The sequence below is a fragment of the Mesorhizobium sp. M7A.F.Ca.CA.004.06.1.1 genome (assembly GCF_003999135.1).
Lineage (GTDB): Bacteria > Pseudomonadota > Alphaproteobacteria > Rhizobiales > Rhizobiaceae > Mesorhizobium.
On record NZ_RZPQ01000097.1, the window covers coordinates 1 to 12,352 of the forward strand.

At 62.8% G+C, this 12,352-nt stretch carries 13 protein-coding genes and 1 pseudogene; 9 read left to right on the forward strand and 5 right to left on the reverse strand.

The window, feature by feature from the left end:
* A partial coding sequence (locus EN906_RS08830) for an NAD-dependent epimerase/dehydratase family protein (protein WP_127375141.1) occupies positions 1–500 on the reverse strand: 500 nt, incomplete at its 3' end.
* Between the two features lie 149 nt (positions 501–649).
* Here EN906_RS08830 and EN906_RS08835 point away from each other — a divergent pair.
* From EN906_RS08835 to EN906_RS08860, 6 genes are all read left to right on the forward strand, one after another.
* Complete coding sequence (locus EN906_RS08835) at positions 650–886, forward strand: type II toxin-antitoxin system Phd/YefM family antitoxin (RefSeq protein WP_127269900.1); 237 nt, start codon at positions 650–652, stop codon at positions 884–886.
* Positions 879–1,292 (forward strand): hypothetical protein, encoded by a 414-nt coding sequence (locus tag EN906_RS08840; protein ID WP_236382885.1) that lies wholly within the window; start codon positions 879–881, stop codon positions 1,290–1,292. The genes EN906_RS08835 and EN906_RS08840 overlap by 8 nt, the downstream gene beginning before the upstream one ends.
* Positions 1,293–1,328: 36 nt before the next feature.
* Entirely contained in the window at positions 1,329–1,961 is a 633-nt protein-coding gene (locus tag EN906_RS08845) for a LysE family translocator (RefSeq protein WP_127270423.1), read from the forward strand.
* A 143-nt stretch (positions 1,962–2,104) separates the two neighbouring features.
* Entirely contained in the window at positions 2,105–3,598 is a 1,494-nt protein-coding gene (gene rfaE1 / locus EN906_RS08850; RefSeq protein WP_127270424.1) for a D-glycero-beta-D-manno-heptose-7-phosphate kinase, read from the forward strand.
* Positions 3,599–3,605: 7 nt separating this feature from the next.
* Complete coding sequence (locus EN906_RS08855; protein ID WP_127270425.1) at positions 3,606–4,178, forward strand: SIS domain-containing protein; 573 nt, start codon at positions 3,606–3,608, stop codon at positions 4,176–4,178.
* Entirely contained in the window at positions 4,171–4,830 is a 660-nt protein-coding gene (locus tag EN906_RS08860; RefSeq protein ID WP_127267434.1) for an HAD-IIIA family hydrolase, read from the forward strand. Before EN906_RS08855 ends, EN906_RS08860 begins: the two co-directional genes overlap by 8 nt.
* A gap of 4 nt (positions 4,831–4,834) precedes the next feature.
* On the opposite strand, the gene EN906_RS08865 is transcribed toward EN906_RS08860, so the two are convergent.
* Together EN906_RS08865 and EN906_RS08870 are read right to left on the reverse strand one after the other, a co-directional pair.
* The gene (locus EN906_RS08865) at positions 4,835–5,629 is read right to left on the reverse strand and encodes a glycosyltransferase family 2 protein (protein WP_127267435.1); all 795 of its coding nucleotides are present in this window, start codon (positions 5,627–5,629) and stop codon (positions 4,835–4,837) included.
* A gap of 250 nt (positions 5,630–5,879) precedes the next feature.
* Positions 5,880–6,359, reverse strand: coding sequence for an Lrp/AsnC family transcriptional regulator (locus EN906_RS08870; RefSeq protein WP_013530077.1), 480 nt, complete (start codon positions 6,357–6,359; stop codon positions 5,880–5,882).
* 248 nt (positions 6,360–6,607) lie between these two features.
* Here EN906_RS08870 and trxB point away from each other — a divergent pair, with 248 nt between their 5' ends.
* Both trxB and EN906_RS08880 read left to right on the forward strand, forming a co-directional pair.
* Complete coding sequence (gene trxB, locus EN906_RS08875) at positions 6,608–7,582, forward strand: thioredoxin-disulfide reductase (RefSeq protein WP_127267436.1); 975 nt, start codon at positions 6,608–6,610, stop codon at positions 7,580–7,582.
* Positions 7,583–7,661: 79 nt separating this feature from the next.
* A complete protein-coding gene (locus EN906_RS08880; protein WP_023809733.1) occupies positions 7,662–8,558 on the forward strand; it encodes a LysR family transcriptional regulator in 897 nt (298 codons plus the stop codon).
* Between the two features lie 24 nt (positions 8,559–8,582).
* Here the strand turns inward: EN906_RS08880 and EN906_RS08885 are convergent, their stop codons facing one another.
* Together EN906_RS08885 and EN906_RS08890 are read right to left on the reverse strand one after the other, a co-directional pair.
* Positions 8,583–9,080, reverse strand: a complete 498-nt coding sequence (locus EN906_RS08885) for an isoprenylcysteine carboxylmethyltransferase family protein (protein ID WP_127267437.1) — start codon at positions 9,078–9,080, stop codon at positions 8,583–8,585.
* 720 nt (positions 9,081–9,800) lie between these two features.
* Positions 9,801–11,852, reverse strand: coding sequence for an elongation factor G (locus EN906_RS08890; protein ID WP_127267438.1), 2,052 nt, complete (start codon positions 11,850–11,852; stop codon positions 9,801–9,803).
* Positions 11,853–12,163: 311 nt separating this feature from the next.
* On the opposite strand from EN906_RS08890, the pseudogene EN906_RS08895 reads away from it, so the two are divergent.
* Positions 12,164–12,352: pseudogene (locus EN906_RS08895) on the forward strand (cupin domain-containing protein); the annotation flags it as partial.

Genomic DNA, 12,352 nt, shown 5'->3' on the forward strand with positions numbered 1-12,352 from the left:
ACCTGTGAATGGTCGGTATCGAAGGCGGTGCGCCCGGCGAACACGGTTCGCCTGACGTAATCGTCGAACAGCTTCTTGGAATAGGCGTATACGTTGAGCGGCCGCTCGAGCGCGGGATCCTCGCGAAACTCCGAGCCGCCGCCATAGACGGAAGCCGAGGAGGCATAAAGGAAAGGCACGCGCAGCGCCTGGCTTGCATGCAGCAGCCGTTTCGAGAAGGCGTAATTCACCTCCATCATGAATTTGCCGTTCCACTCGGTGGTGGTCGAGCAGGCGCCCTGGTGGAACACCGCCTCGATGCGGCCGAGCGAGCCGGCCTCCATGCGGTCCAGGAAATCGTTCTTGTCGAGATAGTCGGCGATCTTGAGATCGGCAAGATTGGCGATCTTGTGACCGTCGGTAAGGTCGTCGACGACCAGGATGTCGTCATGCCCTTCGGCATTCAGCGCGGCGACGATGTTGGAGCCGATCATGCCGGCGCCGCCCGTGACGATGATCATGAAGGGCCTCTGGTTGCTTGCGATTCCGGTCCTTATAGGGGAGGCTAGGCGGGCTGTCGACAAAGCCAGGCGCATGCGCCTGTCCTGCCACTTTTATGCGCTTGTCTGTTTTGTCTGTTTTGTCTATTATGGACAAAACAGGGTGTCCCATGAAAAACTATCCATCGACCGATCTGAAACAGAATCTTGGAGATGTGCTTGCAGCTGCCAGCCAGCAGCCGGTCTCCATCACTCGCCACAACAAGCCGAGATACGTCCTGATGAGCATCGAGACCTACGAAGCGCGCTTCGGCAACGACAGCCGCCGCGTCTACGCTGCGGAGGATGCCCCGACCGAACATGTCGAGATGCTCGAGGAGTACGCCGCGGAATTGGACCGTGATTAAACCCGCCGCTGCGGACGTCTGGCGATATCCATATCTTTGGCATCGTCAACACGGAGACGGCGAGACCGAAGGCCGGAAGTCACGGCCTGTGGCCTTTGTGGCTGTCCTTCCTGGGAAAGCCGGCGGTACGAACCTCTTCATCCTTGCAATCACTTCCACGCAGCCGGGCCGTGATCGCGTTGCCGTCAGCATTCCGGAAATTGAACGCCACCGTGCGGGCCTCGACCCTATGCCCCTTTGGGTCATGGTCGATGAGTACAATCATGATATACTGGAAGCGTCGGCCTATTTCGAGCCGGGTGCGCGAATCGGCGCGTTCAGCCCGTCATTTCACAAGAAAATTATGTTCGCTTTTACTGCGGTTGTCCGCACGGGTCAGTCCAAAGCCATCCCGCGCGCGGACTGAATCGACAGAACAGAGCACGATCGTGAGGGACCAAAAATGCCATCGACCGAACTGCTCATCGCGTTTTTCGCCACCACGGCGATTTTCGCCTACATTCCAGGCCCGGCCATGCTCTATGCGGCCGCGCAGACGATGGCGCGCGGCCGCTGGTCCGGCCTGACGGCGGCACTTGGCATTCATCTGGGCGGCTACGTGCATGTTTTCGCAGCGGCTGCCGGGCTGTCGGTGCTGTTTCATGCCGTGCCGACGCTCTACCTGGCGGTCAAGCTGGTCGGCGCGCTCTATCTGATCTGGCTTGGCGTCTCGCTGTTTCGCAAGCGCGTGGAGGGCGATGCGGCGCTGCCCGCGATCGAGCGCAAATCGGCACGGCGTGCCTTTTTCGAGAGCATCACCGTCGAGGTGCTCAATCCGAAGACAGCGATCTTCTTCATGGCGTTCCTGCCGCAATTCATCGACGCCTCGGCGGCGTTTCCGGTCTGGCTGCAGTTCGTCGTGCTCGGCACGATCGTCAATCTGATGTTCTCTTCGGCCGATATCGTCTGTGTGTTCCTGGCGGGCGCCGTGATCGGCCGTTTGCGGCGTTCGAGCCGCGCACAGCGGCTGATGCAACGGGCGGGAGGGGCTGTGCTGGTCGGGCTGGGCGTCCATGTCGCCCTGCAGAAGAGCTGACCGCCCGAGCCTACCGGGATCATGCCCTGCCGTTGCGCTGCGTGAATTTGCGGTATATCGGCTTTCGCCATGAACGATCCGACCAGTCGATTGATGAGCACTTATGAGATTGAAATCGGCCTTTTCCCTGTGTTGCCAGTGACATGATCAAGCACAATCCGCCTTCTCCCGAACCGTTGCACCGCGCCATTGCGCGGTTCGGCCAGGCCACAGTGCTGGTGGTCGGCGACTTCATCCTCGATCGTTTCGTCAACGGCGTCATCGAGCGGATCTCGCCGGAGGCGCCGATACCGGTGCTGCACGGGCGCGGCGAGACCTCGACCATGGGCGGCGCCGGCAATGTCGTGGCCAACATCGTTTCGCTCGGCGCTGCCGCTATTCCCGTCTCGGTCATAGGCACCGATGTGGCAGGCGATAGCCTGGTGCGGATGCTCGGCGAGCTTGGCGCCGATACGGCGGGCCTCGCGCAGGAGCGTGGTCGCATGACCTCGTCCAAAAGCCGCTTCAGCGCGCTCAACCAGCAGGTGCTGCGTTTCGACGAAGAGGAGATCAAGCCGCTCGGCGCTGCGGAGCGAGCCGGCCTGATCCGGCATTTCCGCGCCGCGCTGGCGCACGCCGACATCGTCATCCTGTCCGATTACGGCAAGGGCATCCTGCTCGACGGCGTCGCCGGCGACTTGATCGCCATCTGCCGCGAGGCTGGAAAGCCGGTGCTGGTCGACCCGAAAGGCCGCGATTACGCGCGCTATGCCGGGGCGACCGCCATTACCCCCAACCGCAAGGAACTCGGCGAGGCCGCCGGCCATGCGGTGTTCGCCGATGACGAGATCGTGGGTGCCGCACGCGAGCTGATTTCGGCACATGGTTTCGATTTCGTGGTCGCGACGCGCAGCGAAAAGGGCATGAGCGTGGTCGGCCCCGACGAGGCGCGCCACATCGCCACCCAGGCGCGCGAAGTGTTCGACGTTTCGGGCGCCGGCGACACGGTGATCGCGAGCTTCGCGCTGGCGCTGGCCGTGGGCGCCGATACGGTCATGGCCGCTTCGATCGCCAATGCCGCTGGTGGCGTCGTGGTGGGAAAACGCGGCACCGCGCGGCTGACGGTCGAGGAACTCACCGGCGCGCTGTTCCGTTCGCATGGGCCGACGGCCCACAAGGACGCCATCCTCGACGCCACGTCGGCCGCGCGCATGGTGGCGGCGTGGAAGGAAGAGGGCCTGAGCGTCGGCTTCACCAATGGCTGCTTCGACATCCTGCATGCCGGCCATGTCAGCTTGCTGCACGCGGCGCGCAGCCAATGCGACCGGCTGGTGCTCGGCCTCAACAGCGATGCTTCGGTGCGGCGACTGAAGGGCGCCGGGCGCCCGGTCAACGACCAGCACGACCGCGCCTGCGTGCTGGCAGCACTTGCCTCGGTCGATGCGGTCGTGGTTTTCGAGGAAGATACGCCGCTGGCGCTGATCGAAGCGCTGCTGCCCGACATACTGGTCAAGGGGGCCGATTACACGGTCGACACCGTGGTCGGCGCCGATGTGGTGCAGAAGGCCGGCGGACGCGTCGTGCTGGTCGATCTGGTCGCCGGAAAAAGCACCACCAACACCATTGGCAAATTGCGCGCCGGCGGCACCACAAACTGAGGGTTTCATGTCCGAGTTGAACGATTACCTTGTCCGCTCCGTGGCTGCCATATCAGCCATGGTCGAACGGGACCTGACCGGTGAGATGGAGCGGGCAGCGAGCGCCGTGGTGACTGCGCTTTCGTCGGGGAAAGCTTTGCTCATCGCCGGCAATGGCGGCTCGGCCAGCGACGCCATCCACATTGCCGGCGAACTGGTCGGCCGCTTTCTCAAGGAGCGCAAGGCCTACAATGTCATCGCGCTGCCGGCCAATGCAGCGGTGCTGACCGCCTGGGGCAACGACTATGGATTCGACACGGTGTTTTCGCGCCAGGTCGAGGCGCATGGCGCTGCCGGCGGCGTGCTCCTGGCGATCTCGACCAGCGGCAATTCGCCGAGCATCCTTGCCGCCGCCGAACAGGCGCGGAGGATGGATATGACGGTGATCGGCATGACCGGCGACACCGGCGGCAAGCTGAAGCCTCTGTCCGATATCCTGCTCAACGTGCCGTCGACCTCGACGCCGATCATCCAGCAGGGGCATCTGTGCCTTTACCATCATCTGTGCGAGGTGGTCGAAGCGCGCCTCAGCAATGGCTGATCCCACGACCTCTGGCCGCTTTCCGCTGGCGGAGCCGGGCCTATGGGTCGAGCGGGTCGGCTCAAGGGTGTTCGCCGCCGGCTCGCCGGCGCTGTTCCTCGATCGCGACGGCACCGTCAATGTCGATACCGGCTATCCGGATGATCCTGCCGAAATGGTGCTGCGCGCGGACATAGCCGCGGTGATAGCCGCCGCCAACCGGGCTGGCATTCCGGTCATCATCGTCACCAACCAGTCGGGCATCGCGCGTGGCTATTTCGGCTGGGGCGATTTCGCCGCCGTCAATGGCCGCGTGCTCGAGCTGCTGCGCGTCGACAATGCGTTCGTCGATATGGTCGTCGCCTGCGCCTATCACGAAGCTGGCTCCGGTGTGCTTGCGGTTGCCGATCATCCGATGCGCAAGCCCAATCCGGGCATGCTGCTGGAGGCGGCCGGGCGCCTCGGGCTCGATCTGCGGCGTTCGCTGATCGTCGGCGACAAGGAGGCCGACATGGAGGCGGGACAACGCGCCGGCCTCGCGCAGGGCTGGCTGGTAGATGGACAAGCAGCTGTCCGATCGGGCTTCACAATTCGGCCTTGGTGCGAGCGCGCGGATTTCGACGGCCTGCTCGCCGCAATAGCTGCGCTTGGCACCGCCTCGGGCGCGCCGTGACGGCTTACATCCGATCTTTGTCTCGCCAGGCTTCATAAAGCTTGGCCTCTGTCGCGAACGAATACAGCATCACCAGCATCGAATAGACGAACCCGTGCCGGCCGCACAGGAAGTAGCGCTTGGCCAGGTAGAACTTCAGAAAGTTGCCGAGCGGCGACAGCACCAGTCTTATCAGGCCGGGCTTCTTGGCTCGTTCGACAAGCGTGGCAACCTTGAGGCTGGAGTAGGTGTTGGCCCTTGCCAGATCCTCGGCAATAGTCATTTCGCGGCGATGCAGCAGCACGCCATTTTCTATCGTGCCGGTTTCGCCTGGCACCTCGAACGACTCATGGACCCGCAGATTGAGGTCCATCGTGGCCTTGTCGCGGCGGAAAAGACGCAGCAGCCTGTTGTGAAGCACCCAGCGGTGCGCATAGCCATAGCCCTTCAGCTTGTCGCGGCGTCTGATGTACCATCCGTCGAAGGCGTCATTCCCAAGCTGGGTCACATTCGTGATTGACTGCCTGAGCACGTCGTCGATGGCCTCGTCGGCTTCAATCGAAAGGCACCATGGTTGCGTGGCCTGATCGAGCGCGAATTGCCGCTGACGAGGAAAGCCCGGCCAATCGTTGTGAAACAGCCTTATCGGGTAGCCTTTGGCGATGTACCCGTTGACGACGTCCAGAGTGCTGTCCGTCGAGCCCGAATCGACGACGATGATCTCGGCGCAGAAATCGACGCTTTCCAGGCACTCGCCGATCATGTCGGCCTCGTTCATGCAGATGACCAGCGCCGAAACCGGGCTAGAAAATCGAGTCATCGTCCCACCCCACGGCACACTGTTCTCGGAATTGGGCTGCCCTGCGCCCCTGTTTACGCAATCCCGAAAGCGCTATGCGCTTTACCCGGGAAAACCGTTACATACTTTTTCTGGAATTGCTCTAGGAAACCAACAAGACGGCTACGGCAGAAATTCCGGCTTCACAGGAGAGCTATCGAACGCCAAAGCGGCGCTGATATGGCGAGGCCTTCAAGCGACATCGGCGAAAGCTCGTTGCGGTTCAGCCGGCTCAAGGCTGTGCGAACGAGACCAGCCCTTCGTCCTTGACCCGGCGGATGGTGAGCGCTGTGCGCACCGTGTCGACATTCGGGGTCGAGGTCAGTTCCTCGATGACGAAGCTCTGGAAGGCGCCAAGGTCGCTCGCCACGCAATGCAGCAGGAAATCGGATTCGCCCGACACCATCCAGGCGTCGCGTACGATCGGCCAGCCGCGGGTGCGCTCGGCAAAGATGCGCAGTTCGGCATCGGCCTGATGATGCAGGCCGACCAGGCAGAAGGCAACGACATCGAGGCCGAGCGCTGGTGCATTGAGCAAGGCACGGTAGCCACGGATGATGCCGGCTTCCTCCAGGCGCTTGACGCGGCGCAGGCATGGCGGCGCCGAAATGCCGACGCGGTTCGACAGTTCGACATTGGTCATGCGGCCGTCGCCCTGCAATTCGCGCAGGATCTTCCAGTCGATGGCGTCGAGGTCGGCCTTGAGCGGCATGGGGGCTCTCGATCATGAGGGGCAATACGCAAGAATCTTGCGTGATTTTGTAATTAAACGACTTCGCTGTCCATTCCATCCTTCGCCCGGAATATTTCGCGGGATCAGCGGCCGACAGGTGCGACAAAGCTTTCCGGGGACGAACACCAACTTGCCTTGCTGGCGTCGTGGGCAACACTTACATTACGCGCGACAATGATCGAGTTTTCCATGCCGCAATTGCCGGCAGCCCTCCGCAGAGGCTTTAGATGACCACCAAGCACGCGCCCGTTCTCATCATCGGTTCCGGCCCGGCCGGCTATACGGCGGCGGTCTATGCCGCCCGCGCCATGCTGAAGCCGATGCTGGTCGCCGGCCTGCAGCAGGGCGGGCAGTTGATGATCACCACCGATGTCGAGAATTATCCCGGCTTCGCCGACCCGATCCAAGGTCCGTGGCTGATGGAGCAGATGCTGAAACAGGCCGAGCATGTCGGCACCGACATCATCAACGACATCATCACCGAGGTCGACCTCAACGTGCGACCGTTCCGCGCCAAGGGCGATTCCGGCACGACCTATACCGCCGACGCGCTGATCATCGCCACCGGCGCGCAAGCGAAATGGCTGGGCATCCCGACCGAGCAGGACTTCATGGGTTTTGGAGTCTCGGCCTGCGCCACCTGCGACGGTTTCTTCTACAGGGGCAAGGATGTCGCGGTGGTCGGTGGCGGCAATTCCGCGGTGGAAGAGGCGCTCTATCTGTCCAATCTCGCCAGGAGCGTGACGGTCATCCACAGGCGCAGCGATTTTCGCGCTGAACGTATTCTGCGCGAGCGGCTTCTGAAGAAGGACAATGTCCGCGTCATCTGGGACACGATCGTCGATGAGATCACCGGCCGGCCCGGCAAGACGCCGCTGCCGCCCTCGGTCGAGGGGCTGAAGCTAAAGCATGCGGTGACCGGCGAGGTGTCGCACCTCAAGATCGACGGCGTGTTCGTGGCCATCGGCCATGCGCCGGCGGTTGAACTGTTCGCCGGCAAGCTCAAGCAGAAGCCGAACGGCTATCTGTGGACAGCGCCGGATTCGACCCGCACCGATGTGCCGGGCGTGTTCGCGGCCGGCGATGTGACCGACGATATCTACCGCCAGGCGGTGACGGCAGCGGGGCTCGGCTGCATGGCCGCGCTCGAGGCGGAGAAGTATCTGGCCGGCATCGAAGTGCATCGCGAAGCGGCCGAGTAGAGAGTTCAGAGAGCGGCTTAGAAACGCCGTGTAAAAGCCTGATTTTTCATTCAGACGCCAAAACAGAACGAGGGGAATCATGGCGTTGGACTGGGACAAGCTACGCGTGTTTCACGCTGCGGCGGAGGCGGGGTCGTTTACCCATGCGGCCGAGACATTGCATCTCTCGCAATCGGCGATCTCGCGGCAGGTCAGCGCGCTCGAGCATGATGTCGGCGTGCCGCTGTTCAACCGCCACGCCCGCGGGCTGGTGCTGACCGAGCAAGGTGAGATGCTGTTTCGCACGGCGCATGACGTGCTGATGAAGCTGGAGACCATCAAGTCCCGGCTGACCGAGACCAAGGATCGCCCGTCGGGCGTGCTGCGGGTGACGACGACGGTGGGGCTGGGCGCCGGCTGGCTGACCGAGCGGGTGCAGGAATTCATCGAACTCTATCCCGAAATCAGCCTGCAGTTGATCCTCGCCAACGAGGAGCTGGATCTCACCATGCGCCAGGCCGATTGCGCCATCCGGCTGCGCCAGCCGCAGCAGCCGGACCTGATCCAGCGCCGCCTGTTCACCGTGCATTTCCACCTCTACGCGGCCCCATCCTATGTCGCCAAGCACGGCAAGCCGTCTTCCGTCGCCGAGCTGAAGGCCCATCGCATCGTCACCTTCGGCGTGCCGGTGCCGTCGCATCTGTCGGAGCTGAACTGGCTGGAAACGGTCGGTGATTTCGAAGGCGGACAAAGGGTGCCGACGCTGCAGATCAACGACATATTGTCGATCAAGCGGGCGGTGCAGGGCGGTGCCGGCATCGCCATGCTGCCCGACTATGTGATCAGCAAGGACTCCGATCTGGTGCAGCTGCTGCCGGAGACCGAGGTGCCGTCTTTCGACACCTATTTCGCCTATCCCGACGCGATGAAGAACCAGGCCAAGCTGCATGTGTTCCGGGACTTCATCATCGCCAAGGCCCGAAGCTGGTCCTTCTGATTTTCGTTTTCACGCCCTACGGGATTATCCCCGCCAGGGCATCAGCCGAGGCAGCCAGCCGGGCACGTTGCGGCGGTAGGTCTCGTATTCGGCGCCATAACGGCGGCTAAGCGTCGGCTCTTCATAGAGCCTGACGAAGGCGCCCATGGAGACAGCGCTGACGGCGGCATAGGCGACCAGCGCCCAGCTCGAGAACAGCAGCGCCTGGCCGAGGATGATCGACAGCACGGCGACATACATCGGGTTGCGGACATGGCGGTAGATGCCGCCTATCACCAGCCTCTCGGTCGGGGCGACCGGTGCGGGTGTGCCCAGGCCCTCAAGCGCAAAACGGCCGAAGGCATGCAGGAGTGCCGCGCCCGCGGCAACGATCAGAAGCCCGCCAACAGGGGCAAAGCCCGGCAGGCTCGACCAGGGCAAGCCCCAGCGATCGGTCAACAGCCAGGGCACCAGCCCGGCAACCACGCACGGCGCCGCGATGAAGAAGGCCGCACTGCCGGCGATCGCCGAAAACCTCCGCATTGGCTGCTTGCTCCGCGATTGCCTTAGAAATGCACGCCTGCTGCCCGCTTCCACATCATTGCCCAGTTTTGGCATTTCGAGCCGAAAGCCAGCCGAGATTAGCGATTCTGTAGTTGCAATTGCCCGATTCAGCGCTCCATTTCGACGATTTTGCTGGTCCTATTGGCTTCTGGAATGGGTTAGACCACAGCCTGCGTCTTTTTGCATGTGTGTGTTGCAAAATAGATGCTTGTTTCTTGGGCATGATGAGCACATATATAGATCATCTCCTGGGCGCGTTCTCCTCCCATTAGCGCCCTCGAGTGTTCCCCTCTGGAGGTTAGCCTTAACAGGCACTCCAATCAAACTCAGCCGGATCTTCATTGATCCGGCTTTTTTGTTGCCTGTACCCTGCTGGGCCGGCCAAAAATTCCATCACAATTGCCACGTAACGGTGACATGTAACCTCTGGTAACATATCCCGGACGCCCGCGACCTGCTATGTAGATCATAGGACGCGGTGTGGTTCGGACGGGAGATGGGGGCATCACTCGTACGGCCCGGGCTCAGGCGGCTACCGCGTCCGAACCGTTTTTCCGCCGAACTCGGCGGTACCAAATGCGGCGGACCTGACGTTTTACCTCCCAAGGAAACGGTCCGCGAACAAAACGACGTCCGGTCCCCGCCGGACGTCGTTTTCTTTTGTTCCCCCGAATCAGGTTCGAGAGGAACGCCACGCCATCAGGCAGCCTTGCCGTTGGTGTTCATGGCGTCGTCAGCCAGACGGCCGGTGAGTTCGGCCATGTGGTCGAAGACGGCACGATAGCTGGCAACGCCCGCGGTCGCCGAGCGCAACTCGATGATCAGGTCGCCGATCTCGGCTTGCGGCATGGTTGCCTCGACGACATCCCATCCCGGCCAGTCGGGTCGCGCGTCGTAGCCGAGGATCTGGCCGCGCCGCTGCGGGATGAGAGCGATGATCTTCGAGGTGGCGTCGGAGGGGGTGACGATCTCGACCTTCATCACGGGCTCCAGGAGCACCGGCAAGCACGCGGCCATGCCTTCCTTCATCGCCAGCCTGGCCGCCATCTGGAAGGCCATGTCGGAGGAATCGACCGCATGATAGGAGCCGTCCGACAGGTTGACTGCGACATCCACGACCGGAAAGCCCAGCGGCCCGGATTTCAGATAGTCGCGGACCCCGGTCTCGACCGACTGGATGTAGGTCTTGGGCACGACGCCGCCGGTGATGGTGTCGGTGAACTGGAAGCCGGAACCGCGCGGCAGCGGCTTGATCTCGATCACCACGTCGCCGAACTGGCCATGGCCGCCGGACTGTTTCTTGTGACGGCCGCGCTGCTGCGCCGATTTGCGGATCGTCTCGCGATAGGGCACCGCCGGCGGATGACCTTCGACCGGTATCTGGTTCTTGCCTTCCAGCCGCTCGCGCACCACGCGCAGATGCATCTCGCCATGGCCCGACAGCACGGTTTCGGCCGAGTCCTGATTGTGGCGCAGGCTGAGCGAGGGGTCCTCCTCGGCCAGCCGCTGGATGGCGGCCGACATCTTCACTTCGTCCTTGCGCTCCTTGGGGCGGAGCGCGAAGGCGAAGACCGGCTGCGGCGGCTCGAACTGGACGAGCGGCTTGATGCCGCCCTTGGCCGAGCTCAGCGTCTGGCCGGTCTTGACCTCGTCCAGCTTGCCCAGTGCCACCGTGTCGCCGACCTTGGCGATGGAGAGCTTGGACTGGTCCTTGCCGAGCATCCGGTAGATGCCGGAAACCTTGGCCGTGTCGCCGCCGGGCAGCCAGAGTTCGGAACCGTCGACGACCTGACCGGAGAGGATGCGCGACACCGACAGCTTGCCGCCATGCGAGGTGTGGATGGTTTTCATCACCTGGACCAGGGTAGCCGCGCCGTCGGGTGCACCGAGCCGTTTGCGGGTCGCCTCGATGTCGGGCGCGTCGTGGCGGATCGCCTTCAGGAGGCGCAGCACGCCGTTGCCTTTCTCGGCGGTGCCGATCAGCACCGGGATCACCGCACCGTCACGCAGGTCGGCGGCGAGGTCGTCGAAGATCGCATCCTTGGGCGGCTCGATCTCCTCGAGCAGTTGTTCCATCAACTGGTCATCATGGTCGGCCAGCGTCTCCAGCATCGAGAAACGCGCTTCGAGCTCGCGCGCCTTGTCGTCGCCGGGAATCTGCGCCACCTCGCTTTCGGCATATTCGCGATAGATGTAGGCGCGCTCCAGCGCCAGGTCGATCGAACCAATGACGACACCGTCCTTGCGCAGCGGAATCTGGCGCAGCAGCAACGGCACGGCACTGGCCGGCTGCAGCATCTTCAGCGTGTCGCGCACGCCGGTGATTGCCTTGTCGACCTTGTTGAGGAACAGAATGCGCGGCACTCCGAGATCGTCGAGCTTGCGCATGATCAGTTGCAGGGCAGGGATCTTCTTTTCATCGGCCTCGGCTACGACGACCGCGAGGTCGCAGGCGGCCAGCACCGGTTCGGCCTCGAAAGAGAATTCGATGGAACCGGGACAGTCGACGAAGGTGATCTGCTCGCCCATGAATTCGGTCGTGGCGACCGTCGCCTCGACGCTCATGGCGTGGGCGCGCGCCTCGGGCGAATGATCTGAAACGGTGTTACCTGATGAAACGGGATTTTGTCGGGGAATTGAGCCCGTACGGGCCAATATGGCTTCGAGAAGTGTCGTCTTACCGCTTGCGAAGGGACCGACTATGGCAATGCATTTCGGTCCCGTGCGTCGTCCTCCGGCGCGAGTACCCATGACTGACCTCCACTCAGGCGTTTCCCGTAGGACCGACTGGCATGTATGGTTCAGGCTTGGTCAATCGGTCCTGAGCGGCGGCCGGCCTGTTCGACCGTCGCGGGCGGGGTTCTTTTCAAGTGCCACCTGCCCAAAGCCATCGTCCCACTTGTTTGCCGGCAGGGCAAGAAAAATAGAAACCCTTTGCTCGGCAGTGGACCGTGCGGATCATATGCTGGGGCTGGCAGCGGGAAGCTGTTGCACGTCGACCGATATCGGCCGAAACTGAAAACAGGCGACCCGTCGCCCGCTGCTTGAAGGACCATCGACCCATGAAGATCATTGCCTGCGGCAGCGTGCCGACCGTCATCGCGCCGGAAAAATACTTCGCCGGCCGGGTGCTGCAGACGCCGATCATCGAGAAAGAGGCGCCGGCGCGGCTGCGGGCCACGCTGGTCAGCTTCGAGCCGGGCGCGCGCACCCACTGGCATACGCATCCGCTTGGCCAGACGCTGTACGTG